Annotated in this window: 24 protein-coding genes; 16 read left to right on the top strand and 8 right to left on the bottom strand. The window is 63.0% G+C overall.

Going from position 1 to position 24,732, the window contains the following annotated elements:
* Window positions 1-142: 142 nt before the first annotated feature.
* From AC1RQC_RS39490 to AC1RQC_RS39460, 7 genes are all read left to right on the top strand, one after another.
* A complete protein-coding gene (locus tag AC1RQC_RS39490; RefSeq protein WP_492373539.1) occupies window positions 143-403 on the top strand; it encodes a hypothetical protein in 261 nt (86 codons plus the stop codon).
* 303 nt (window positions 404-706) lie between these two features.
* A complete protein-coding gene (locus AC1RQC_RS39485) occupies window positions 707-2,110 on the top strand; it encodes an efflux transporter outer membrane subunit (protein ID WP_492373632.1) in 1,404 nt (467 codons plus the stop codon).
* Between the two features lie 216 nt (window positions 2,111-2,326).
* On the top strand, window positions 2,327-4,915 hold the full coding sequence (locus AC1RQC_RS39480) for an FHA domain-containing protein (protein ID WP_492886742.1): 2,589 nt from the start codon (window positions 2,327-2,329) through the stop codon (window positions 4,913-4,915).
* Complete coding sequence (locus tag AC1RQC_RS39475) at window positions 4,884-6,266, top strand: beta-barrel domain-containing protein (protein ID WP_492373541.1); 1,383 nt, start codon at window positions 4,884-4,886, stop codon at window positions 6,264-6,266. The genes AC1RQC_RS39480 and AC1RQC_RS39475 overlap by 32 nt, the downstream gene beginning before the upstream one ends.
* Window positions 6,267-6,375: 109 nt before the next feature.
* Window positions 6,376-7,128 (top strand): peptidylprolyl isomerase, encoded by a 753-nt coding sequence (locus tag AC1RQC_RS39470; RefSeq protein WP_492373542.1) that lies wholly within the window; start codon window positions 6,376-6,378, stop codon window positions 7,126-7,128.
* Window positions 7,129-7,148: 20 nt separating this feature from the next.
* Window positions 7,149-10,208 carry an ABC transporter transmembrane domain-containing protein gene (locus AC1RQC_RS39465; RefSeq protein WP_492373543.1) on the top strand — a complete coding sequence of 1,020 codons (3,060 nt, stop codon included), beginning with the start codon at window positions 7,149-7,151 and terminating at the stop codon, window positions 10,206-10,208.
* Window positions 10,209-10,293: 85 nt separating this feature from the next.
* Window positions 10,294-11,595: a sigma-54 interaction domain-containing protein gene (locus AC1RQC_RS39460; protein WP_492809194.1), complete on the top strand. Its 1,302-nt coding sequence runs from the start codon at window positions 10,294-10,296 to the stop codon at window positions 11,593-11,595.
* A 28-nt stretch (window positions 11,596-11,623) separates the two neighbouring features.
* Here the strand turns inward: AC1RQC_RS39460 and AC1RQC_RS39455 are convergent, their stop codons facing one another.
* Both AC1RQC_RS39455 and AC1RQC_RS39450 read right to left on the bottom strand, forming a co-directional pair.
* Complete coding sequence (locus tag AC1RQC_RS39455; protein WP_492373545.1) at window positions 11,624-12,394, bottom strand: PP2C family protein-serine/threonine phosphatase; 771 nt, start codon at window positions 12,392-12,394, stop codon at window positions 11,624-11,626.
* A gap of 115 nt (window positions 12,395-12,509) precedes the next feature.
* Entirely contained in the window at window positions 12,510-12,797 is a 288-nt protein-coding gene (locus AC1RQC_RS39450) for a hypothetical protein (protein ID WP_043347272.1), read from the bottom strand.
* Between the two features lie 546 nt (window positions 12,798-13,343).
* Here AC1RQC_RS39450 and AC1RQC_RS39445 point away from each other — a divergent pair.
* The 4 genes from AC1RQC_RS39445 to AC1RQC_RS39430 all read left to right on the top strand — a co-directional run bounded on the left by AC1RQC_RS39445 (window position 13,344) and on the right by AC1RQC_RS39430 (window position 16,014).
* Window positions 13,344-13,820 carry a lecithin retinol acyltransferase family protein gene (locus AC1RQC_RS39445; RefSeq protein ID WP_492886740.1) on the top strand — a complete coding sequence of 159 codons (477 nt, stop codon included), beginning with the start codon at window positions 13,344-13,346 and terminating at the stop codon, window positions 13,818-13,820.
* 52 nt (window positions 13,821-13,872) lie between these two features.
* Window positions 13,873-14,094 (top strand): hypothetical protein, encoded by a 222-nt coding sequence (locus AC1RQC_RS39440; RefSeq protein WP_183036168.1) that lies wholly within the window; start codon window positions 13,873-13,875, stop codon window positions 14,092-14,094.
* A 107-nt stretch (window positions 14,095-14,201) separates the two neighbouring features.
* Window positions 14,202-14,423: a hypothetical protein gene (locus tag AC1RQC_RS39435; RefSeq protein ID WP_492886738.1), complete on the top strand. Its 222-nt coding sequence runs from the start codon at window positions 14,202-14,204 to the stop codon at window positions 14,421-14,423.
* A gap of 142 nt (window positions 14,424-14,565) precedes the next feature.
* Entirely contained in the window at window positions 14,566-16,014 is a 1,449-nt protein-coding gene (locus AC1RQC_RS39430; RefSeq protein WP_492886736.1) for a sensor histidine kinase, read from the top strand.
* Here the strand turns inward: AC1RQC_RS39430 and AC1RQC_RS39425 are convergent.
* Together AC1RQC_RS39425 and AC1RQC_RS39420 are read right to left on the bottom strand one after the other, a co-directional pair.
* Window positions 16,011-16,508 (bottom strand): acyl-CoA thioesterase, encoded by a 498-nt coding sequence (locus AC1RQC_RS39425; RefSeq protein WP_043347261.1) that lies wholly within the window; start codon window positions 16,506-16,508, stop codon window positions 16,011-16,013. The genes AC1RQC_RS39430 and AC1RQC_RS39425 overlap by 4 nt on opposite strands.
* A gap of 317 nt (window positions 16,509-16,825) precedes the next feature.
* A complete protein-coding gene (locus AC1RQC_RS39420; RefSeq protein WP_492373548.1) occupies window positions 16,826-17,725 on the bottom strand; it encodes a LysR family transcriptional regulator in 900 nt (299 codons plus the stop codon).
* A 905-nt stretch (window positions 17,726-18,630) separates the two neighbouring features.
* Here AC1RQC_RS39420 and AC1RQC_RS39415 point away from each other — a divergent pair.
* Both AC1RQC_RS39415 and AC1RQC_RS39410 read left to right on the top strand, forming a co-directional pair.
* Window positions 18,631-18,879, top strand: coding sequence for a hypothetical protein (locus tag AC1RQC_RS39415; RefSeq protein ID WP_492886734.1), 249 nt, complete (start codon window positions 18,631-18,633; stop codon window positions 18,877-18,879).
* Window positions 18,880-19,228: 349 nt separating this feature from the next.
* Window positions 19,229-19,690, top strand: a complete 462-nt coding sequence (locus AC1RQC_RS39410) for a hypothetical protein (RefSeq protein WP_492373550.1) — start codon at window positions 19,229-19,231, stop codon at window positions 19,688-19,690.
* 218 nt (window positions 19,691-19,908) lie between these two features.
* On the opposite strand, the gene AC1RQC_RS39405 is transcribed toward AC1RQC_RS39410, so the two are convergent.
* Together AC1RQC_RS39405 and AC1RQC_RS39400 are read right to left on the bottom strand one after the other, a co-directional pair.
* Window positions 19,909-20,154, bottom strand: coding sequence for a hypothetical protein (locus AC1RQC_RS39405; protein ID WP_492373551.1), 246 nt, complete (start codon window positions 20,152-20,154; stop codon window positions 19,909-19,911).
* A 127-nt stretch (window positions 20,155-20,281) separates the two neighbouring features.
* A complete protein-coding gene (locus AC1RQC_RS39400; protein ID WP_492886732.1) occupies window positions 20,282-21,148 on the bottom strand; it encodes a tyrosine-type recombinase/integrase in 867 nt (288 codons plus the stop codon).
* Between AC1RQC_RS39400 and AC1RQC_RS39395 the strand changes: the two genes are divergently transcribed.
* The gene (locus AC1RQC_RS39395) at window positions 21,138-21,350 is read left to right on the top strand and encodes a hypothetical protein (RefSeq protein ID WP_492886730.1); all 213 of its coding nucleotides are present in this window, start codon (window positions 21,138-21,140) and stop codon (window positions 21,348-21,350) included. The genes AC1RQC_RS39400 and AC1RQC_RS39395 overlap by 11 nt on opposite strands.
* A 47-nt stretch (window positions 21,351-21,397) precedes the next feature.
* Window positions 21,398-22,462, top strand: a complete 1,065-nt coding sequence (gene dusA, locus AC1RQC_RS39390) for a tRNA dihydrouridine(20/20a) synthase DusA (RefSeq protein WP_492886728.1) — start codon at window positions 21,398-21,400, stop codon at window positions 22,460-22,462.
* 558 nt (window positions 22,463-23,020) lie between these two features.
* On the opposite strand, the gene AC1RQC_RS39385 is transcribed toward dusA, so the two are convergent.
* Together AC1RQC_RS39385 and AC1RQC_RS39380 are read right to left on the bottom strand one after the other, a co-directional pair.
* Window positions 23,021-23,170 carry a hypothetical protein gene (locus AC1RQC_RS39385; protein WP_492373629.1) on the bottom strand — a complete coding sequence of 50 codons (150 nt, stop codon included), beginning with the start codon at window positions 23,168-23,170 and terminating at the stop codon, window positions 23,021-23,023.
* Between the two features lie 157 nt (window positions 23,171-23,327).
* A complete protein-coding gene (locus AC1RQC_RS39380; protein WP_492373630.1) occupies window positions 23,328-23,627 on the bottom strand; it encodes a hypothetical protein in 300 nt (99 codons plus the stop codon).
* A 738-nt stretch (window positions 23,628-24,365) separates the two neighbouring features.
* On the opposite strand from AC1RQC_RS39380, the gene AC1RQC_RS39375 reads away from it, so the two are divergent.
* Window positions 24,366-24,500 (top strand): VOC family protein, encoded by a 135-nt coding sequence (locus AC1RQC_RS39375; protein ID WP_492373631.1) that lies wholly within the window; start codon window positions 24,366-24,368, stop codon window positions 24,498-24,500.
* Window positions 24,501-24,732 lie beyond the last annotated feature (232 nt).

The raw sequence follows: 24,732 nt of genomic DNA, 5'->3' as shown, positions 1-24,732 counted from the left end.
ATGAACGGCAACAACACGGCCTTTGCCGACGACATCAAGTCCCACGTGACGTCGACCCAGAACGCCAGCAACAACATCTACTAAGCCGCGGGCCACGCCCCAAGCTGAATTCGCAATCCACTGAATACCCCGGAGAACTGCCATGACTACCACCCTCGCCATCAAGGACCTGTCCGTCACCGAAGAACTCGACGCTCACGCCATGCGCGCCGTGCGCGGCGGCTTCGTGCCCTTCATGCCCGTCTTCAGCGCGGTCAAGATCGACTCGACCTTCAATGCCCAGCAGCTGATTGGGCAGACGCAAAACGTCGTCAATATGAACGGCAACAACACGGCCTTTGCCGACGACATCAAGTCCCACGTGAGCTCAACGCAGAACGCAGAGAACAACATCTATCGTTGAAGCCACCGCCGCCCTCCCGGCGTGCCGGGCAGGGCGGCCCTTTTCTTGCCGCAGGGCCTCTATTTACAGGTTGGATCGCGCCGCTAGCGGATACACAATGCATGCATGGCGTGTTGATGGCGCGGCTCCTTTGCATCCGGGCCGTGACTGACCCGGCGCAGCTGGCGCTGGCGATGTGGCTGACGGGGGCCGGTGCCCGCCGTGGCCTCCTCACCCCGCCGACGCTCGCAGGAGGCGATCGTGCCAGACCATTCCACCCCGTTCATCGTGCATGGTGCGCGCGCCGCGTTGCGGCGATGCCTGATGGCAGGCGCCTGCCTGCTGGTGCTGGCCGCTTGCGCCGACTTTCGTCCGCCGGTGTACCAGCGGCCCGAAACGCCGGCCAAGCCGGACTGGGCGCGCCAGGGATCGATCACGGTTTCGCCGGCGGACACGATCGTGCCGAACTGGTGGCAGGCATTCCGGGATCCGTACCTCGACGGACTGGTCGACAAGGCGATTGCGGGGAACTACGACATCAAGGTGCTGGCCGCACGCATCAAGGTAGCGGGCGCGCAGATTGCCGAGGTCAAGGCCGGCGCGCTACCCGTCTTCGACGTGGGGGCAGGGGCAAGCTTCGAGAAGAGCACAGGCACGTCGCTCGTCAAGACCTACAACCTCGGCACCCAGGTCAACTGGGACATCGATATATGGGGCAAGGTGGAGAAGGGTGTGCAGGCCCAGACCGCCGAATTCAACGCAACCGAAGCGGATTGGCGTGCCGGCTACCTCACCCTGGTCTCGGATGTGTCCACCACCTACTTCCAGATACTGCAGTTCGACGAACAGATCGATCAGCAGAGCAAGACACTAGCGAGGAACAAGCAGATCCTCGCCACCTACCAGGCCATGTTCCAGAACGGCCTGATTCCGAAGATCCGCGTGATGCAGCAGCAGGCCGAGATCAACCGGCTCACCAAGGACCTGCTGGAACTGCGCCGCTCGCGCGACATTTCCGAGAACGCACTGGCCACGCTGGTGGGCGTGCCGGCTGGCGTGTTCAAGGTGCCGGCCGGGCGACTGCAGGAGCGCGTGCAGCTGCCGGCGGTGCCGGCGGGGCTGCCGTCGCAATTGCTCTCGCGGCGCCCTGACATCGTGGCGGCGGAGTATCGCGTGCTCGAGTCCGTCAACCTGGTCGGCCAGGCGCGCCTGGCGCAACTGCCCAGCGTCAGCCTGACGGGCCGCGGCGGCACGGCGAGCTTCGCGCTGAGCGACCTGCTGAAGTCCTTCACCTTCGGCTTCATGCCGAGCATCAATCTGCCCATGCTGGACCCGGGCGTGCGTGCCCGGGTGAAGACCAGCGAGGCGCAGACCAAGGTCGCCGAGAGCGAATACGGCCGCACCGTGATTACGGCATTCGAGGAAGTGGAGAACGCGCTGGTCAATGTCGACGCACACAAGAAGCAGCGCGTCGAACTGCAGCAGCAGGTTGCGCAACTGCGTGTGGTGTCGGCGCAGATCGAGGCCCAGTTGAAGGAAGGCGTGGTGTCCCAGCTCGATGTATTCGAGACCGAGCGATCGCTGCTGAGCGCGCAGCAGGAATTGTTGGCCAACCACCAACAGATCCTGGCCGACACTGTCACCCTCTACAAGGCACTAGGGGGCGGGTGGCCAAGCACCGAGGTGAGCAACGCGCCGAAGGAGGCGTCGCAGCAGGTCTCGAAGTAGGGGCCTGCAACCCGTTGCGCACGAGGAGCCGGGCACGCCCGGCAAGGCGCGAAGTACGCCACCGGCGGACGTTTGACTACGGGCAAGCGTGGCCTACTATGTCCTTAGTCAACACGTTCACGACGCAGCGGGCCGCACCGGCTCGCGCCGTCGCCATGAAACATGGCTTGCCGCTGGCGCACGCGTCGTGGCACGCGCTGTTGGTGGTATCGAAACATGGCTCCAGACGAAGCTCTGATTGTCGAGATGCGGGCAAAGGTGGGGCAGGCGTTCGATATCGTGCTCGAGCCCATCTCCAATCCTGAGCTCGGCGAGATCCGCATCGACGAGAGCCTGTTCGCCGTGGGGCGCGCGGAAGCGCCTTTCGCGGCATACCCGCCCGATGTAGCCGCGGTGCTCTCGCGCCGTCATGCGCGCATTTTTTCCGAGCATGGCGCGGCCTATATCGCTGACCTGGGCAGCAAGAACGGCACCACCGTCAATGGCGCGGCTGTGGCACAGCAGCCGGCCAGGCTACGCGACGGCGATGAACTGCGCTTCGGCGCTGCGCTGTCCTACCTGGTGCGGCTACGCGCGCGCGCGCCGGTCCAGGCGGCAAGCCAGGCGCCGATGGTGCTGACGCTCGTGCCCGAGCGCGACGATCTTGGGCTGCAGCCGATCGAGGTGGCTGGCTTTCCCTTCCTGATCAGCAAGGCGGATGCGTCGTTCTCCCGTTACAAGGAGAGGTATCCGCACCAGGTCAACTATGTCTCGCGCCGCCATGCGCACATCTTCCTGAAAGGGAACGATCCATTTGTCGAAGACCTCGGCAGTACCAACGGGACCTTCGTCAACGGCAAGCGGGTAGATGAGCACGCGGTCGCCCTGGGCGAGAGAGACCTCCTTGCGTTCGGTGGCAATCATTTTGTCTATCGGGTTGGCATATGCAACGGGGCCGCCGCCGACGCAACCCTCACCAGTTCGATCCTGCCGCCGCCCGATGCCGCTGAAGTGCCTGCCCAGGACCCGGCGGCTCCTGTCTCGGCCCCGTCGGCACCGGCACCCGCCGCAGCGCCAGCACCCGCCACGCCCGCGCATGATCCCGACAAGACCACGTTTGTCGCCGCGGCTGGCTCCTTCCTGGATATTTTCTGCGTCGACTATGCCGCCCAGCAGGAGGATGAGGTCAATCAGGAGGCATTGCCCCAGCCGGAAGGCGTTGGGGGTGCGACGGACACGCCGCGCGGGCAGGGCAAGTTCGCGCTGGTCATGGGCAGGCTCGGCAGCAGCTTCGGCGCTTCGGAGCGCGCTGGCCTGAAGCGCGTGGCGCGCTGGGGCGGTGCCGTCGCCGTGGCGGTCGTGGCGTTGCTGCTCTTCCTGTACTTGCGCGGCGCGTCCGAGCGCGAGATGAGGTCCTTGATGGCCGGCGGCGACTATGCCCGCGCCGCTGCCGTGGCCGACGCGTATCTGGAGCGCCACCCGGATCATGCGCAGTTCCGCGCGATGGGTACCGAGGCGCTGCTGCGCGACCAGGTGCCGGGATGGATTGGCAAGCTGCAGGCGCGCGACTTCAATGGCGCCGAAACGGCGCTGGCGCGTATGAAGACGCTCGGCGCGCACAATGCCGACGCGCGCGGCGTGCTGGATGAACTCGACTGGATCGGCCGGCTGAACCGCTTCGTGGCCGGCCGGGGCGGCGTGGACGCGCCGATCCGCATCTTCACCGATGAAGCCAGCATGCGTGCGCTGCTCAAGCATTGGAATGACGACACGCCAGCGCACCAGCGCGCGCTGGACCGCATTGCCGCCTATGTGCCGCAATTCAGGGAGCCATATGCCGACGCACTCAGCAATGTGCGCAAGCTGCAGAGCGACGACTCGGTCTATCTGGCCGCCATCGACCGCTTGAACGCGTCGCTGGCCAGCGGGTTGGCGAGTGACCATCCTGAAGCGCTGCAGGCCGTGCTGGCGGACTACGCGGAGAAGTATCCAAGGCTCGCGGGCATGGATCGCATCAAGGAAGACCTGCGGCAGTACATTGCGCTGGACGGCGCGGCGCGCGCAGCCACGCTTGGCCCGCTGATGGCCCAGATGGCCAAGGCCAGCTTTTCCACGCCGCCCTTCCAGGCGCGCTTTCGCGAATTGGCAGCCAGCCGCCTGCCGGCGCCGGAGCTGGTGCGGCAGTACGCCGAGGTGGACAAGGCTTGGCGTGCAGGGGACAGCGCCAAGGCGTTCGCCGGGCTGCAAGCGATAAAGACGGGGCCGTGGGCCGAGGCCGCGGCCAAGGACCTTGCGCGCAAGCAGGCCGTCGCCGCGCAGTTCGTCGAGCTGCAGAAGGCGCGCGGCGGCAAGGACAATGAGGACGCCTTGCTGTCGTTCTACGCCATGCTCGATCCCACCGAGGATGCCTACTTCCTGAAGGCGGTCGAGCCCGATGTGGCGGCGATACACGATGCGGCGATCCGGCGTGCGCAGGAACTGATGAACGCCGCGCTTGCGTCGTGGCGCCAGTATCGCCGCGATGGCGCCATCGGCGGCGAGCAGCGGCTGGAGTCCGACATCTCCGCCAAGTTCCGCGCGCAGGCACGCCTGCTGTCCAATGCCAGCGCGCAAGCGCGCCAGGGCATGCGCATCTACGCGCAGTTGAAGGTTGGCGATACGGCGCAATGGAGCCAGGTCCGGGAGGATATCGATTCGGAGACCGAGCTGCAGCGGCGTTCCCTGCAGGAATTGCGCATGGTGCTGAGCCCTGCGCTGCTCAAGTCCAAGCTGGCATTGATTGGAGGGGAGGGTGATGAAGGACGACAGCCGAGACAATCGCCTTAAGCCGCTGTCCGAGGCGCTTGAGGACCACAGCGCCGAGGGCATCGCCATTCTCAGCGCGGAGCCCTGGAAGCTGATGCAGATCTCCGTGCTGGTCATGGTGTCGCTGGTCGTGTGCGCGCTGGTCTGGTCGTTCGTGGGCCACGCGGATGTGATCGTGTCCGCGGACGGCACCCTCGCCCCGGAGTCCGAAGTGCGGCGGTTCTATGCGCCGGTGGACGGGGAGCTGGCGGATCTTTATGTGGCCGAGGGCCAGCCGGTGAACAAGGACGACGTGCTGGCGCGTCTGAATGCACGTGGCGCGATCGAGGCCGCCACCAATGCGCTGGAAGCGCAGCTCAAGCTGCAGGATTCCGAGCGCGAGTGGAAGCAGTTTCCCGACAAGAAGCTGTTGATGCAGCGCAAGGCGGCAGCGTTGAAGCAGCAGATCGATGTGGCGGAGCGCCTGCACGAGAATCGTACGGCGGAGGGCACGACCCGGCTCGCGGAACAACAGCGGGCACAATTGCAGCAGGCGCGCAGCAACCTGGACAGCGCGCGTCGGACGCGTGAATTCGCGCGCCAGGAGCAGGACCGCTATGCCCGCCTGTTTGCGCTGCCGGGTGGCGGCGGGGTCTCGCAGTCACAGGTGGAGAGCAAGCGGATTGCGGCTGTTGAGGCGGAGAACGCACTGCAGATTGCCCAGTCGCGGCTGGCCGAGCTGGATTCCAAGCTGAGCCAGGAATTCAACCAAGCCACCGTGCAGCTCGAAGGCAGCAGCCAGGAGCTGACCAACCTGCGCATCCAGTACGACGCCGCGCTGCGCGAGATAGCCAATACGGAAGACAAGCTGCGCCTGCAGGTGCAGACCGCGCGGCTGGTTGCCGAGGCCGCGGCGCGCATCCGTTTCGAGAATATCGACAAGGACAACTTCCTGCTGATCCTGGCGCCCGTGGCGGGCGTGATCACCGATGTCAGCTCCACGCAGCGCGGTGACAAGGTCCTGGCCAATGCGCCATTGGGCGGCATCGCGCCCAAGAACGCGCGCCCCGTGCTCAAGATCGAGATTGCCGAGCGCGATCGTGCCTTCCTGCGCGAGGGCTTGCCCGTCAAGCTGAAATTCAACGCCTTTCCCTACCAGCGCTATGGCTTGATTGCCGGCACGCTCGAGTACATCTCGCCAGCGACCAAGCTGGCGGGGCCGAACAAGCAGCCGGTGTACGAGGGGCGCGTGCGGCTGGCGCAAGACTACTACACGGTGGCGGACAGCAAGTACCCGCTGCGCTACGGCATGACCGCCACGGCGGAAATCGTGGTGCGCGAGCGGCGCCTGATCGACCTGGGGCTGGATCCGTTCCGGCAGGTGGCGGGCTGAAGCCAGCGGATAGCGGCAACGCCTGGAAAGTGGTTGGAGACGCATCGGCGGCCCGCACCTGCGTGCGGGCGGATTTTGGCAAATGGGAAACAATCAAGGAGCTGACGAGATGACAGCGATTGTGCGGGTCGACGATGAAGTCATCGGGGTCGAGGAATTCATCCGGGTCTTGAAGCTCACGGGCCAGTTCGAAGGGCTGATCGAGCAGATCGTCAGGGACAAGCTCACGGTGCACGCGGCGAAGAAGCAGGGCATTACCGTGGCGCCGGAGGAAATCCAGGAGCGCGCCGACCAGTTCCGGCGTGTGCAGGGCTTGCACCGCGCGACGCAGATGAACCATTATCTCGATGTGCTCGGTGTGAGCCTGGATGAGTTCGAGGCGTTCGTGACCGATAGCCTCTTCCAGGAAAAGATGCTTGCCGAGGTGGCCAGCGACAAGGCGGTCGAGGCCTACTTCAAGCTGCACTCGCCGAAGTTCGACAGCATCGAGGTGAGCCATATCGTGGTGGACGCCGAGGGCAAGGCAAAGGAGCTGATCTCCTATCTGCGGGACGATCCCGACAGCTTTGCCGAGATGGCGCGAGAGCACTCCATCGCGGACACGAAGGAGCAGGGCGGCGCGATCGGCAAGGTACTGCGCGGCTCGCTGAAGACGGATATTGAAGCCAAGGTGTTCAACGCCGCCACCGGCGACCTGCTCGGTCCGTTCCCGTCCCAGGACCGCTCCTTCTTCGAGATCTTCATGGTGAGCGCCAAGCATCCTGCCACGCTCGATGCCGATGTGGCGGCGGAGGTGCGCCGGCTCCTGCGTGAAGACTGGCTGATGGCCAGGGCGCAGGAACACGTCATCGAAGCGCGCTAGCCGCTGGCGCTCAGACGCATATGGAAGCCAGTCCCGAACTGCATCCGCTCGCCGACTTCCTGGCCGGCGTGGAAATACTCTCGCCGTTCTCGCGCGAGGAAATGGAGCGGCTGGCGGAGCATGCGCAAGCGCTTTCGTACGGCTTTGGCGAGACCATCTGCAACGCGGGCGAGGCGGCAGACGGGCTTTTCATCATCAAGTCGGGGTCCGTGCGCATCTTCAACGAAGACAATGGCAAGGAAGTCAGCCTCGGCGTGCGCAAGGCGCGCGAGGTGTTCGCCGACATTGCCATGCTGCGCGAGTACCGGCATGAATCCTCGGTGCGCTCGTCCGCCAAGACCGAGCTGCTCTTTATTCCGCGCAGCGTGACCGAGCCCATGATTGCGCAAAATCCGGCGGCGATGGCTTTTGTCGCCAGCTATGTGGCGATCAGTTCGGCCGGCGGCTTTGTCGCCCGCTTGTTCGACCTGCGCGGCAAGCTCGACAAGAGTGAGCTGGAGGAGGCCGTGCGCAGCGTGGGGGTGAAGCGCGTTTCCGCCGGCAAGGAGATCCTGAAGCAGGATGCACGGGAGGATCGCCGCCTGTACGTGGTGCGCCAGGGCGAAGTGCGCATTGTGCGGACCGAGGAGGGCGTCGAGTATCCATTGGCGACCTTGCGCCAGGGCGATATCTTTGGCGAGCGTGCCTGCGTGATGCGACAAGAACAGATTGCGTCGGCCATCGCCGGCACGGATGCGCGGCTGCTGGTGATTCCGGAAAAGACCGTGCAGCTGATCCTGGAGCGCAATCCCAAGCTGCGCGAGGTGCTGGAAGAGCGCATACGCTTTATCGACAGGGAACTGCACCGGCAAAAGAGGATGGCCGAGCGGCGCAAGCATCCGGTGATGCTCGACCTGCGCTCGAAGCCGGAGTTTGGCGAACGCGTTATCCGCCGTTTCGCCCTGGTCGAGCAGGCCGAGGAGATGGATTGCGGCGCTGCCTGCCTGGCGATGATCTGCCGCCATCACGGCATCCCCATGACGCTCGGCAAGCTGCGCGAGCTGGCCAACGTGACCACGCAGGGCGCCACGCTGGACAGCCTGGCCCGCGCCGGCGAGTCGCTCGGCTTTACCACCCGCGGCGTGCAGTGCACGCATGATTCCCTGCTGGGTTTCGAGCTGCCGTTCATCGTGCACTGGGAGGGCTACCACTACGTGGTGGTCTACGGCGTATCGAAGCGCTGGGTGTGGGTGGCCGACCCGGCCCTCGGCTTTCGCAAGATGGGCGTGGAGGAGTTCGAGCGCGGGTGGAGCGGCACCTGCCTGCTTTTCACCTCCGGCGAAAGCATGGCGCAACTGGCGGTGGCACGCTCGCCCTGGCTGCGCTTCATCGGCTACCTGGCGCCGTACAAACGGATCCTTGCGCACCTGTTCATGGCGACCTTCGTGATCCAGGTGCTGGGCGTGGTGCCGCCCCTGATCATCCAGAACATCCTTGACGGGGTGGTCGTGCACCAGAACATGGGTCTGCTGAACCTGCTGATACTTGGGTTGATCGTTTCCAGCGTGTTTTCGCAACTGATGAGTTCGGTGCGGGCGTATCTCGCCAATTTCATGGTGCGCAATATGGACTTTGCCATGATGTCGCACTTCTTCAAGCACACCTTGTCGCTGCCGTTTTCCTTCTTTGCCAAGCGCAAGACGGGCGACATCTTCGCGCGCTTCCAGGAGAACCAGACTATCCGGGCCTTCCTGACCGAGTCGACGGTGACGACGGCGCTCAACCTGCTGATGGTGTTTATCTACTTCACCATCATGTTTCTCTACAACGTCAAGATGACACTGGTGCTGATCGCCTTCGTGGTCCCGATCGCGATCCTGACGATCGTGGCAACGCCAAAGGTCAAGGCTTTCGCGCGCGAGGTGTTCACCACCACGACCGATGCGCGGTCCTACCTGATGGAAGCGCTGGGCGGGGTGGAAACGGTCAAGGGCATGGGAATCGAGCGCCCGGTGCGCCTGAAGTGGGAGAAGAAGTACGCCAAGGCGCTGGAGGTCCAGTACAGGGCGCAGGCATTCCATATCCTGGTTGGGCTGGCCAGCCAGTTGCTCAATGCCGCGACCACCATCGCGGTGCTATGGGTGGGCGCCAACCTGGTGCTGCAGCGCGAGCTGACCGTTGGCCAGCTCATTGCCTTCAACGCCTTCATGGGCAGCGTGCTGGCGCCTTTGATGGGGCTGGTGGCATTGTGGGGCCAGCTCAACGATGCCGGCGTGGCGATGGAGCGCCTGGGCGACGTGCTGGACCTCGATCCGGAGCAAAAGCCGCAGGATCTGGCGTCGCGCGTGATGCTGCCGGACCTGCAAGGCGAGATCAACCTGGAAGGCGTCTATTTCCGCTACGGCGGCGCCGAAACGCCCTACGTGCTGGAGAACATCAGCTTCAGCATCAAGCCCGGCGAATTGCTGGCCATCGTGGGACGCAGCGGATCGGGCAAGACCACGCTGGCCAAGATGCTGGTGGGATTCTACGTGCCCACGGACGGCAAGATCACCGTGGACGGCTACGACCTCGGCGTGATCGACAAAGAGTATTACCGCGCGCAGATCGGCTACGTGATGCAGAGCAACCTGCTGTTCTCGGGCACCATCGCCGAGAACATCGCCTGCGGCGACGACAGCCCGGATCGTCGCCATATCGAGGAAGTCGCCAAGATGGCCGATGCCCACGCGTTCATCAGCAAGCTGCCGCTGGGTTACGAGCAGGTGGTGGGCGAGCGCGGCGTGGGTTTGTCTGGCGGTCAGATCCAGCGCCTGTGCATTGCCCGCGCGCTTTATCACGATCCGCGCCTGCTGGTCTTCGACGAGGCAACTTCTGCGCTGGACACGCAATCGGAGAGCAATATCCTTGGCAACATGCAGGAGATCCTGCAGGGCCGCACGGCCGTGATCATCGCGCACCGCCTGAGCACCATCATGCGCGCGGACAAGATCCTGGTGCTGTACGAAGGGGCCATCGTCGAGCAAGGACGGCATGAGGAGTTGCTGGAGCGCAAGGGCATGTACTACCAGCTGGTGCAGAAGCAACTGAGCTCGGAGTGAGCGCTTTTGCATAGCCCGGGTGCCGCTGGGCAGCAACGGCGCATCTGGCATATCTGCCGTAGCGCGATGCATGGGGGAGCGCGACATGAAGCTGTTCAACCAGGGTGGCTCCGTCGGGTCGGCCATCTCCTATGCCGGTCTGATCGAGAAGATCGAGATCCTGCGCTCGACGTTGCGCTGGGCCTCCAAGCTCGAGCGCACGGAGATCGAGAAGCTGCTCAAGCAGGCCACCACGCTGCGCGACGAGGTGATGCAGCTATCGCACAAGGAGCGCTTCGTGCAGGCGGCCGTGGCGGAGCCTGCGCCGGCCGACCTGGCGCCGCGCGAGCGCCGCCAGGCGTTGCTGGAGCGCAGCTTTATTTTCGAGGGCACCTTCGGCGACAACCCGAAGCTGCTGGAGGCGCTGGAGATTGCCGAGAAGGCAGCGCCCACCGATCTGCCGGTGTTGATCGATGGCGAGAGCGGCACGGGCAAGGAGCTGATGGCCAAGGTGATCCATGCCAACGGCTCCAGGACGGACAAGCCCTATATCTCGGTGAACTGCGGGGCGATCCCTGAGAACCTGCTGGAGTCGGAGTTGTTCGGCCACAAGAAGGGCGCCTTCACGGGCGCCGCCAACGATCGCCGCGGCAAGTTCGAGAGCGCGCACACCGGCACCATCTTCCTCGATGAGATTGGCGAATTGCCTCTCACCGGGCAGGTCAAGCTGCTGCGCGTGCTGGAGTCGCACGAGATCCAGCGGGTCGGCTCCGACGAGACCATTTCGGTCGACACGCGCATCGTTGCAGCTACCAACCGGGACTTGCGGCGCCTGAGCGAGGAGGGCAAGTTTCGCGAAGACTTGTTCTACCGCCTCAGCGTGATCCACGTCACCCTGCCGCCGCTGCGCGAGCGGCGCGACGAAATCGCCTTGCTGGTGGCTTATTTCGGCGACGAGGCCGCCGGCGTGCTAAAGCGCCGGCCCATCAAGCTCACCCCGCGCCTGCGCGACTTCCTGATGAATTACGCCTACCCGGGCAATATCCGCGAGTTGCGCAATCTGATGTACCGGACCTCCTGCCTCGCCGGCGACACGGCCGATCTAGAGCATCTTCCGCAGGACCTGCGGCCCAAGCCATCGGCGCCGGCAGCCAGCGGCGCCGTGGCACCGCTCGTGGTGGATGCATCCACGGCCACGTCACTCAGCGAAGCCAAGCGCGCCGCCAGCGATGAAGCCGAACGCGCTTTTCTCGAGCGGGGATTGCAGGAGGTCGGCGGCACGGTGGCGGAGCTGGCCAGGCGCTTCGACATGAATCGCTCGCACCTGCAGATGCTGCTCAAGAAACACGGCATCCATTCCAAGGATTTTCGCAACCAGGGCGCGGCGCAGGGCGGCAAGGCGCGGTAGGAGGGAGGGCGGTGAACCGCGCGCCAGGCTACAGCGCGGGATTTACCATGGTCTTGTCCGAGGCGTAGAGATCCTCCGCGCGCGCCACCACCGCCGAGATGTTGTCGTGGCCGCCGCGGCCCAGCGCCGCAGTCACCAGTGCCTGCGCCGCCAGCTCGCAATCGCCGCAGGCCAGCACGCTGGCGATCTCCGGGTCCCGCAGTTCATTGCTCAGGCCGTCGCTGCAGAGCAGGAACATATCGGCGTCCGCGACTTCCACCCAGGTCTGGTCCAGTTCCAGTGCCGTATTCGCGCCGACCGCGCGGGTGATGGTGTTGTGCGCAGGGTGATGCACGGCTTCTTCCGCGGTGATCAGGCCGCGCGCCTTGAGTTCTTCCACGCGGCTGTGGTCCCGGGTCAACTGGGTCAGGTGCGCGTCCCGGTACAGGTAGATGCGGCTGTCGCCTGCCCACAGGCAGCCACAGAAGCGTTCGCACGCCATCAGCACCACCACCGTGCTGCCAATGCGCCGGACCTGCCGGCGCGCCGCTTCCTCCAGCAGTTCGCGATTGACGTCCTGCAAGGCGATGCGGGCCCCGTCGAGCAAGCTTTCGAGGCTGTGCGGCAGGGCCAGCCGGGACAGCGTCTCCACGACCAGATTGCTGGCATAGTCGCCAACCGCGTGGCCGCCCATGCCATCCGCCACCACCCAGAGCCCCCGCTCCGGCTGGGCGAGGCAGGCATCCTCATTGCGCTCCCGCACCAGGCCGACATCGGTGCGAGCGGCTGAAGTCCAGCGGAATTGCGATGCACAGGTCACGATCATCTCCGGTGTTCGGGCGAGCTAGGACGCCACAACGCCACGCCAGTGCCCGGGCGGCATTGGCGTGGCGGGCGGCGCATGGCCGGACCGTGCGGGCTGAGCGCGAACCGGGTTACATCCGGCCGTCGTTTCTTGCCCCTTGTCCCGCTTGCACATTGATGTTCGCGCCGGGCGCCGTATTGCGAACGTCGATGTTCTGGAACTGGTTAACCATCTGATCAGCATAGAAGCTGTTGTTGATCTCGTAAAAGTTGACGACGGGACCAACGCTTTGCCGGGGCGGGGAATAGGGCTGGATCCAGCCGAATACCCAGGGTGCGCCGCCGCCCCGGATGGCCGCCATGGCCTGGCCGTCCAGTGTGCGGTTGGTGTAGAGGTCTTTGATGGTGAGCGCCGCCATGATGGTCTCCGGTGCGTGGGATGGGTAGGGGCTGTGTTGCGGTCCGTGGCTACTTGCCATGCTTCTACAGAGCAAAGCGCATGCCAGTGATGTGGCTGGCCCGATGCAGCGCCGCAAGTGCTTGAATTTGCTGTGTTTCCCTTCGCGTTGGCGATGCCAGGCTGATCTCGGTCTTCGCGGCAGCGCCATAAGCGTTGGCGCAACGCCAACATCCTCCACCGGCATGTTGGGGGAAACCCACCGTTTTGACTCGGTCTCGCCGCCCGGCAGCTGTCTTGCGCGAAGTCGCGCGGTTGCCCACTGCCGCGGCCATCGCATCCGCATCGTCATGGCTTCCACGGTCTCGAGGGCCTCTCTGATGGCAGGCCACCAACACTATTGGCATCAGGCTGTTGGCTGGCCGGAGACGCATATCCCCTGCCAGGCCGGTCGAAAACCCCGCAATCCCTTGATCTGTCTGGGACGGCGGCGGGTGGCACGGTTGATGCGGATGGTGTGGCAGCCAGCAGGCAACGCCTGCAGCCAGCAAACAGATCAGAGGCAGCCATGAACCACCAACACCAACAACAAGACGAGGCCATCGATGCCGACCTTCCCCTAGGCGCGCACCTGGTCACGGAACGCCGCGGCTATGCCCACCACGGCATTTACATCGGCGAAGGCAAGGTGGTCCACTATGCCGGCTTTGCTGGCTCGCTCCATCGCGGCCCAGTGGAGGAAACCACGGTGGAAGTTTTTGCGGCCGGCCACACGGTTACCGTGAAGGCCAATCCTTGCGCCAGGTATGTCGGCCTGGAAGCCGTGGCGCGCGCCCGCTCCCGCCTCGGTGAAGACAACTACCGGCTCCTGACCAACAATTGCGAGCATTTCTGCACCTGGTGCCTGTTTGGCGAAGGCCGCAGTGAGCAAGTGGAAGCCTGCCTGCACCACCCCTCCATGGCCATGCAGACCGTGGCCAACTTGCTCAGGGCATTTCTCGAGACCGAGTTCAAGGGCACGCACTCCGGTGCCCGTGCCGCCTAGCGCCTGGCGCGTGACGTGGGTCGCTTCAACAAGGCAAGTCAAGGAGACTGACATGCAAACCGCCAAGATATCCCTGCGTGGGCTGATCGACAAATGGCTCGGCTCCAACCTGGCGGCGCCCGCGCGGATCACCCGCGTGCGCAGTTCGCGGGCTTGCCGCAGCGGCTGTATCCGAGTGGATGTGGCCCGCCCGTCGGGGCAGTTGTCGATGTTCTTCTTCCGCCATGCCGACGGGTGCTGGTGCGTATTCCCGCCAGCGCTCAGGGTGGGCTGAGGTGCTTGACCCGCGCCACGCCGCATGCGGGCTCAATGCCTTCTCCTGGCCACGCAGCGACGTGTCCATCTATCATGGCTTCATCCCCAGCGACGAGGAGCTGCGCGATGGAACGACGATTCGAGTACGGCGGCTATGCCGTGGTGGTACGCGCGGCAGCGCTGGCTGGTGGCGGCTATATGGCGACGGTTATCATTTCCGACGCCTTTGGCGACGCGCCGCAGCCTTCATTCGAGGAAGAGGCTGGCGTGGCCGGCACGGCGGAAGCCGCGATCGCCCTGGCGGAAGCCTCGGCCATGCGGACCATCGACGCCGGGCAGGTGAACTAGCCAGGCAGGCCCCGGCCTTCAATATCGTGCAGGGCTGTCATTAGCCGGACTTTGCACAGGTGCGCTTGCCGCGACTTAAAATGGCGGCTGCCGGTCAGCCTGACGCCCGTCCGGGCGCGCCGACCCGCTCCTCCGGAACCCCATGTACGCCATCCTGCCAGCCTTCGTGTCCGCCATTTTTCTGGGATTCGGCTTGTACGTGCTGGTCACCAAGGGCGTCACGCGCATTTCCACGTCCTTCTTTCTGCTGTGCGTGACCACCTTTGCCTGGCAGGGAACCTGGGCCTTCCTGTTCCAGGCTGAGCAGCCGGATGTGGCGCTGCTGCTCGCCAAGGTGGGCTATCTGTTCATCATCTTCCTGCCAACCTGTTTCTATCACTTCGTGACCGAGGTCACCGAGTGCCGCACCGAGCGGCCGCTGCTGCTGGTTTCCTACGGACTGTCCCTGGTGTTGGCGGTGATGGTGCTGACTGGCGGTGAGGTGGTGTCCGGCGTCTATACCTATTTCTTCGGTGAGTACCCCAAGGCCGGGCGGTTGCATCCGCTGCATGTGGCGCAGACGGTGCTGCTGGCCTGCCGCAGCGGCTGGCTGCTGCTGGCCGCGCGCCGCAACGCCACGGGCGAGAAGCGCAAGCGTCTGGATCTGTGCCTGGTGAGCCTGTGCCTTTACTCGCTGGCCGCGGTCGACTACGCGGCCAACTACGGTTATGCCTTTTATCCGCCAGGGGTAATCTTCATCGGCGTCAGCCTGGGCATTCTTGCGGTGACCATTGTGCGCTACGACTTGATGCACCCCTTCTCGCTGGCGGCTACCGTGGCGCACGAGGTGCGCACTCCCTTGACCACGATCCGCCTGCAGGCCGACGAAATCGGCCGAGCCTGGCCCGATCTGCTGGCCGGCTATCAACTGGCGGTGGCGCACGGCTTGTGCGAGGGCCGCATGCGGCCCGGGCAACTGGACCGGGCCGCCGGTCTGGTCGCCTCCATCCAACGGGAGATCGATGGCACCCACACCGTGATCGACATGGCGCTTGCCTCCGTCACGCTGGAACGGCTGGACCGCCGTAGCTTCACCGCGCAATCCCTGCAGCACTGCGTGGTGTCCGCTCTCGATCGCTATCCTTTCCAGGCGGGGGAGCGGGAACGGGTGACGGTAGGCCAGATTGACCCAGCCTGGTGCTTCCGGGGCTCCGATACGCTGCTGGTCTACGTGCTGTTCAACCTGCTCAAGAACGCACTGCAGGCCATGCGCGCGAGCGGCAACGGCCGCATCGAGATCGGTGCGGTGCAAGAACGCGGCTGCTGGCTGCTTCGCTTCAGCGATACCGGCCCCGGCATCGCGCCGGAAGTCCTCCCACGGATCTTCGATCCCTTCTTCTCCACCAAGGCCCACGGCAGTGGCGCCGGCATGGGGCTGGCCTTCTGCCGCCGCGTGGTCGAGGCTTTCGATGGCCGCATCCAATGCGAATCCGTGCGCGGCGTCCACACCACCTTCACACTGCGCCTGCCGGACGCGCATACGGGCAAAGGCCGTGCCCTGCGTGCCCGCCCCGCCAGCCACGTGCCGGCCAGCGGGGCGGGGCCCGTTTAGCTAGCGAAGGTAGGCAGCTTCAATTCATACTCCTTGACGCGCTCCACGATCTCCTTCGGGAAGCGCATGATGCGCTTGTCCCTGCCGGCGAACACGATCTGCTGGTAGCCGAGCGACACCGGGCGCCCCCCGACGCAAAAGCGGAACAGCAGGTAAGCCGAGCACTGCTTCACCTGGAAGGTATTCAGGTAGCAGTCCACCTTCTGGAACGGGAAGGTCTCTTCCACGTACTCCTGATGCGCGCGCTTGGTCACGAACACGCCTCCGGCAGCCAGCAGGTTGTCGTGAATGCACTCGTGGAACCAGCGTTCCCGGCAGACGCCCTGCCACTCGAAGTAGCGCGCAAAGTAAGTATTCATGAAGGCGTTGGAATCCTTGAGATAGATATCGATTGCATGATGGAACGTCTTTTGCGGGGGCGTCTCCTGTATGTCTCGCGTGAACATGTCGCTACCGCGGCTAAGCACATGGGGGATTGCGTCTCGCATCAACATTGAAAGCTCCTGGCTAGGAATGGCTGCTGGCGGCAGCCACGCACGCCCCCCCGAAAGGGTGGGGCACACCGCATTCTGTCTGCTTTGCCACGCCGGGTGAGGTGAACGAGGGGGGCTGTTGCGCGGGCAGGTGGGCGCGCGTCGGGGGAATGCACTGGTATGGGCGTAATGGCAGGGATCGAGACTGCCACCGGACGCCCGAGAAACCTAGCTTTGAAGCTGAATTCCAAGCGCCTGCTCATCGCCATTGCGTGATTGCGTGATTGCGTCTCGCTGGTTCTTTGAAACGGCGCAGTCCCTTTCATCGAAGGGGGCACTTACACGCGCGAAGCCCCCGCATAGGAACTCGTCATCGAGTCCAACCGACAAATGGAGGGCGCAGTGAGTAGATCCATCAACGCTTGCTTCTCCGGTCCATTCGGTGTCCTGCCGTTGGCTATGGTGATTTCCAGTGGCGCAAGGTCCGGCAGTCCCTCCTGAAGCCCAATGATCCGGAGTTTTCCGCCCACTGATTGCTTGGGTACTGCGGCGATGGCGTTGCCAGCCTGCGCACAGGCGAGGATTCCCATCGTATCTGGACTGGAGTACACGCAACGATAGGGGATCGATGCCGACTCCAACGCATGTACAACATGCGCCCGAGGGGCCGAGGCCACTTCGAACATGGCCAATGGGAGGGGCCGCTGGGCGGCCAGGTTAGTTGCAGACAAAGCCACAACCCAGACAAGTTCCTCGGAATAAATAGGCGGCCCTGGAAATTGAGGGCAACACGTGCCTACGGCGAGGTCCAGCGAGCCGCTCTCCAACCTGCGCCCAAGCTCGAGCGTAGACAAGCAGACTACCTCCACCTGGACAGCCGGGAACTGGAACGTGAAGGCACGCAGTGCCGCAGGCAGTACCAGGCTGGCATAGGCGTCTGGCGTGCCAATACGCAGCGATCGTTCGTAGGTCACGCACGACAATGCCTGCCACGCTTGCTCGTGAAGCTCCTGGATTCGCTCCGCATAGACTTGCAGCGTTTCCCCTGCTGGCGTCAAGGTAAGCAGGCGTGGACTTCGCACGAATAGCGGCGCTTCGATATCCAACTCCAATTGCCGGATCTGCATGCTGACGGCGGCCTGCGTCAAATGCAGCATGTGTGCGGCTCGAGTGAAATTGCGTTGCTGTGCGACAGCAAGGAAGGTTCGAAGCTGGTCCGATTTAAGTTGCTTTTTCATTCGCCGCCTGTTCATTGACCGCAGTACCACAGGTGTCATACGGCGCCGAATTTCACCACACTTCACGTGCGCGCGTCATGTGCCAACACGCACCATTAGAAAGGCTTGTGAAGCCATCAATTTATGTTGCTTTATTCTCTGTATCTGCCGGGCAATACTTCCAGCCGCACTGGGGCCAGAGGCAAGGGTCTGAGCGTCTGGCGGTGTCGTATCCCGCCCCGCTAGACACAGTCGCAAACGCGTTGCATCCAAAAGCAGCGCTTGCGCAGGTAAACGCGTTGCCACACGCGGGGTCAATGTGGCTCGTTTGTCACTTTTAGTTTTCCGGTCTCAGTGCTCCTTCCATGTACGCAAGCTTTGCGTGCAGGGGCTTCTGGCGTATGGCCCCTTTGTTCTCTTGAATCGTAGGCCTTTCTACTCGCATGCCATTGAGCTAAATCATGTCTTCATTCCGGCTGCACTCGGTGGAACTCCGGGTTCCGATAGGTGCGCTCAGTCTCCAGGGCGGAAGTCGGTCGCATTCGCCAGAGCGCCAGGCTCCCATTGCCCAACGCAAGCTGTTTCGAAGTCACAGCTTCCGCCCCGAGATGAACACAGTAAGGCACCGGCCCATGCCGCGAGCCGGCAGAACCTGCGTTAGATTGCGCCTTGCGCAAATGAGATTCGCGCGGCCACTCCGAAATCAGTCAAGAAACCTTCCTTAGTCACACATCTGGGTGCATTCTTTCTGAGCTGCGGCCCGCCGTTCGTCGATGTATTTTGCCAAGTCGCCTACGTGGATCCCCTTGCGCTCTTGTTTGAGCCTTCGATGTGGATCCTGACCTAGGGCAGGGCAATGCCCGAAATGAAGCCGATCGTGGGTCCTTGGGCCGTGCTACGATCCTCTTGAACAACTGGAGAAAGCTATGGATCTCCAAGGCTTCACGTACTACAAAGATCACTGGTATGAGGCTTCCGCAGCATCCCCAACTGGTGGGCCCTGGCATGGCGAGGTGACGATCTGTGCAAAGGCGGGGGACGGCAGCTCGATCAAGATCTTCGAGCATGAACCCGTGCCTGGGCAGTACTTTTCCGAAGGCGAGGCGTGGCAGCATGCGCGCGACTATGCCGAGAAGCTCATAGACGAAGGCCTGGCGAATCCGGGCGCTCACTGAGCACCGTATCACCATCCGGCTCAACCACACTGCGTGCTACGGTCTTCCGAGATCCGGGGAGGCACATATGGACTTCAAGTACAGAGGTCGGGATATCTCCATCCAGGCGAGAGAGGTCGCGAGCAATCGGTGGGACTGGTCGTATGTCATCCGTGGGCACGGACACAGGCAAAACACTCGGGAGCCTGCGGCCTCGGAAGAGATCGCGATCGATGATGCATATCGAGTTGCCAAACGCGAGATTGATCAGATCAGCGTTGACTGCGACGACTAGCATCTCGCAGTTCGGGCACTTGAGCGGATAAACGGTGCCGATGCCAATTCGGAATCTGCCGCAGCCGCGCTGGGTGTGACCGAAAATCGCCTGTCCATCGCTTGCATGATTGCCGAGGTCCAGCAGGTAGACATCGCGCTTCTTGTCAATGCACTGATGATGGATCTCCCGCCGGGCCTTCGCGCTGCCGACGCATACGATCACGAACGCGCCGCTTATGACGCTCAAGAGTTCGGCCAACCCGCAGCGCTTGGACTGGGCGACCCAGTCGAGGCCGAAGTGCATGTTCACGCGATGCGTCAGCTCCGCCGCCTTGTTCTGCCCCACATCAGCCGCACTGAACAGCTGGCGGCCCATGTTTGCCTCGCTCAGCGTATCCGGGTCGAACGCCACGACGCGCAAGCCTGGATGTCCGAGTGCGCTGATGGCGTGTTGAGCCTGGCCAGCCTCGCCATCATCTGCGCGCCTTGGGCCATTCCGTTCACCACTAAGATGAACTTCACCGCCGGGGGAAGCACGCTTTCAGCGGCGGTTTGACGGCGGGCCGGGCCACTCCGAAGCGGTAGTGCTGGCAGTCGGCGTCGAACGATAGGTACTCCGCCAACCAGACCATGGCCTGAAGATGGCGGGTCTCGACGTCCTGCACGGTGATCGCGTCGGGCGATACTAATATGGTGTCGCAAGGCCGGCGCAGTTCGGCCGTGTGGCCGGAAAGGAAGTGGGATTGTGGGAGGAGGGGGCAGCGCCCCTTTTTGTCACTCGCCGAGAGCGGGGACGCTCCCTTCCTGCACCAGGATTCGGGGCGAACCCATCTCGCCGGTTTCCTCGTCCACCAGCACCTCATAGGCCGCGACGCCAACGAAACTTGAGGCCATGCCGTTCGCGATGCGGATAGCGCCGACTTCGCTGGATGCCTGGCGGATCTCGCCAGGCAGGAGCGCTTCGCCCTTGCCTTTACGGTAGGGCACGACGATGTACTTGATGGCGCGAGTATCAGGCATGGCGGCAACTCCGAGCGTTGGTGGGTGCTGCGGAATGCAGCACGTTTACTGTATGAATATACAGTATAGGGAGTACACGACGGGATTTTGTAAAGGCTGAGTTAACTGTATGGATATACAGTGTTACTTAGGCTGAACCTACAGCGACCACTGCCTGGCTGGCTGGTGCCACGACGTCAAGCCACTTCCAGCCGGCGAAACGGTCCCCATCGTGCCGTAAGTGGGTATAGCGCTTCAGGCTCTGCCAGCTCCTGTGCCCAGTCACAGCTGCGACGCCTGGGATGCTCAGGCCCATCTCAAACAGCCGGCTGGCTCCCTCGTGGCGCATGTCATGCAGGTGCAGGTCGTCAATCTCCAGAAACTTGGCGGCCCGGGTGAAGGCGGCGCTCACCGCGTCGCTGTTGGCTGGGAAGATCCTGGCCTCGCGTTTCGGCTGGGCCTTGATGATGCGCATAGCCTCGGCCGGCAGGTCGCACCAGACATCGTTGCCAAGCTTTTCGCCGGGGTGTTTCAGATCGCGCACCATGATGCGCTCACTCGGCTCGTCCAAATCGTCCCACGTGATTCGGCACATTTCCTCCAGCCGGCGCGTGGAGAAGATCGCAAACGCGGTGAGGGCCTGCATCGGCGTGCTATCCACCCGTTTCGCGCGGATGTTGCCGAAGTGCGCCATGAGCAGGTCGAGTTCAGTCATCGTCGGCCGGCGGTTGCGGGCTACGGAGCGGCTCGTCACGCCGAGCTTCTTTGCCACCTTGCGCGCGTCATCCATCGCCGTTTGGTCGAGCGGGTAGCCCCAGACCGGGCGAGCTATCGCAAAGATCGACGCAAGGTGGGCGAGGTAGTTGCCGACCGTTTGCGGCAGTACGCCGAGGCTCTGCGCAAACTGTGTGATCTCCTGGCTGCGGATCTTCGAGCAGTGCATCGAGCCGATCGGTGCTGCCTTGATGGCGCGGAGCACCTGTGTTTTCGTCCGGCCGATGTCCTTGCGAGACATCTCTGATGTAGTGGTCGATCACGGCGCTCAGCAGTGGGTCATCCCGCTGCGCGGTTTCCAGCGCGCCGGGCTGTGCCAGTTCGCGCTCGCGTTTTTCCATCCAGGTCGCGGCGGCGTCGCCTATACTCCTGTCCTTGCGTTCGCGCTGATGAATGGTGCCCATGGTTTCCGGTGCAGCATGGTTTTTTCAGTGCAACATTGAAACACCCGAGCTCAAAAATGAGCCTAAAGAGGCAGTAACCGTAGGAAATGGCACACGTTCAGAATCCCCCGCAAACCGGAGCTGGAGGCGGAATCCCAGCAAAATCAACGGGCCGCAGAATATCGGTTGCACCGATGATGGATTGGACGGATCGTCATTGCCGCATGTTTCACCGGCAACTGAGCCGCCATACCTGGCTGTACACGGAGATGGTGACCACCGGCGCGCTGCTCCATGGCGATGTGGCTCGTCATCTCGACTTCGACGCCGCTGAGCAACCCGTGGCCCTGCAACTCGGCGGCAGCGAGCCTGCTGATCTGGCCGCCGCGGCGAAACTGGGCGAGCAATGGGGGTACCTGGAGGTGAATCTGAACTGCGGCTGCCCTTCCGAGCGGGTGCAGCGCGGTGCATTCGGCGCTTGTTTGATGGCGGAGCCGGAACTGGTGGCGGATTGCGTGAAGGCGATGCGCGACGCGGTATCGATTCCCGTGACCGTCAAGCATCGCATCGGCATTGACACGATCGAACATTACGACTTTGTTCGCGATTTCGTCGGCACCGTGGCCGATGCGGGGTGTGAGACCTTTATCGTGCATGCGCGCAATGCAATCCTGAAAGGCTTGAGCCCAAAGGAAAATCGCGAGATCCCGCCGCTGCGTTACGAAGTGGCTTACCAACTCAAGCAGGAATTCCCGCATCTCGAGATACTGATCAATGGCGGCATCGTCACGCACGACGAGATGGACGTGCACCTGGCGCATGTGGATGGCGTCATGATTGGACGCGAGGCCTATCACCAGCCCTACGTGCTGGCGGAAATGGATGGGCGTTTCTATGCCGCGCAGACCCCGGTGCCATCACGGTTGGACGTTGAGCTGGCGATGCAGCGTTATATTGGGGATGTCGTCGAGCAGGGCGGCTACATGGGTGCAGTGACGCGCCATATGCTGGGCCTGCATCGTGGTATCCATGGTGGCCGCGGCTGGCGGCGGGTTTTGTCGGATGCGCGCCGCATGCACGCGGTGCGCACACGCGTAGCCGTCGACGCCATGTTTGAAGGGGCGCGGGCGCATCTGCTGCAAGGAGGCGCGCCATCCCTCGAGGCCGCTTGAACAAGATCCGCTAGGGCTAGCGGGTGGAGTCCGGATTATCTGGCAGTACTCTCGCACGCGGCCAGCAAGCAGATCTTGACTGCGAATGGATCGTATTAGCGTACTCTGAGCACAATGGGCACTGAACGCCTGCTTTGGCGTCAGCTGGAATATTTCCTCTAACTTCGAATATCCTTTTTGTGCTCGGGAGCCGCGGGGGGCTGTGATGTGCACTTGATCGTCGCGGCGGGCCGCTTTCCCGCCATGGTAAAGGGATTCCCCTAATTAGTCGGGGCGCCGCAAGTTCTTACACTGTGCTTGCCCTCGAATACAGGGCTTTCTTCAACTGATTGTTCAGCCCGCCTAGTGCGGGCTTTTTTTTATCGTGGTAGTGGTTGCGATTGCTTGGTCGACTTCGGTTTACCCGGATAGTACGAACGGAAAATGACAGTTAGATTACCAGCGCCTTCAGGGCAATTGAGATCGCTAATTTAAGAACCCGCGCTGCGGGTTCTTTTTTTGCCTGTTTTTTCCTGTTGCCGTTTGCTATCGAGTGGTCGCCTTGGCCGGCACTGCGCACTACTTGTCGCTGGTGCGCGAAACGCCGACATCAACGGTGCCGTATGCGGTGATGCTTGACTCCCGGCCATCGGCGCCTCGACTGGCGCATCCAACAAGGGCTACCAGCAGCGCGCATCCCGCCAGCAGTCCCCACAACGTTTGTTTCATGGTCCTTTCCCGGTGTTGCCGCGGAAACAGCATTCTCCATTGGGTATCCGGCACCGGGTTTAGTTCCTGTGCGGAGGTGGCCGATGCAAACCAGCGGCGGTGGGTTCCTGCGGACAAACCAGGCGGAAAGAGGCGTGGGGAGGATCGAACGTCTGGCTTATCCGATGACAAATCGGTGCAGCAGCAACGTCGCAATGGCCGGGCAGGCGAGGACCAGTCCGCCCAGTGCGGGGAATCGTTGCGACCACATACCGATCAGGGCGGGGATGGCCGCAATCGGGCCAAGGATATGCATCAGCAAGGAAAGCAGGGTATTGGCGTGGTCGGCGTTCGCAGCCTGCGACACTTCGCTTCCGCTATGCGGGCCAAAGAGCCCGTACGCGCTCCCGAACAGGAGAACGACCAGGCAAAGCGTGGCGGCTAGCTTGAGGGTGAGTTTGGTGCTGAAGGACTGCATCGTTGTTCTTTCCACTTGGATTGTGAGCCCACGGTGTGCCGAGTAGGGCGCTCGGCGCATGCCAAGAATGTTTGTGAAAATAGCGCAAACTGCACCCAAACCAACTGAGACTTTTCTAAGTCAGAATTAAGTCGAGTCGAAGCGGCTGACAGCGCACTTGGCGGCGTATGCAATTGTTTGCGGTTTTGCGGGGCCGGGTCGGTGCAAGCTTGTTGTCACCCTCTGCAGTTTCTTGGCCCAGATTCGACGCTAGGGCGCATCAGCGGCGGGGCGGTGCACCGTAGTCCCGTTTGTGGCGAAGGCGTCATTGCGGAAGATGTTCTGCGTTGGATGTTGGGGAGGCAGTTGCAAGCCGGCTGTTCTCTAGAAGGCGGCGGACGCCACCAAGACTCCGTGTGCTGGCAAGTTGCACCGCGCGGCAGGTGGCCTGGTGGTGTGCGCTTTGATCTCCCTTCGCCGTGATCTAGCATGGAACCGTCAGATCTTCCTGGCACGGGTTTGAGGAGAGGGCTATGGGAAAGTGTGATCTGGATGGGGAGTGTTCCGCAGGGGGGTGTGCCGCCAAGGGCTTAGCCATTGGCGTGCTTGTGCTGGGTGCCTTGCTGGCGTTCGGTTGCCTCTGCTGCGAGCGGCACAAGGCCCGCCGCAACCGTGAATAGACGACTTGAGCGAACTCGTGTGGGTCACGCGACAGGGCTGCGTCATCCCGGCTATCTCATTGCTTGTGAGTTGTGAGTTGTGAGTCGCAAGTCGCAATCGGAGGTGGACACCCTGTGGGAGCAATTGCCCGCTGGCGGGGAGGATGGGCAGTGCGGTTGGCTCGAGGATAAGTTTGGCGTGTCCTGGCAGATCGCTCCATCGATCCTCGGCTGACTGCTGCAAGACAAGGATGCGGGCAAGTCGGCTCGGGTCATGGACGCGATGTTCAAGATGCGTAAGCTCGGCATTGCTTTGCTGGCGTAGGCATACGAGCGGAATTGATCTTAGATGTTATCTATGATCAACTTTATTCCTCTCGAGAAATTCGCTCAAGAAAACGCTTGCCAAGGCCGAGGGGGTCCCCTATGATTCGCCCCCTCGCAACACGAAACACCGCTGCAAAGCA

This window comes from Cupriavidus sp. GW822-FHT03E04, from assembly GCF_058801495.1.
This window is presented reverse-complemented; position numbering and strand designations above follow the sequence as displayed.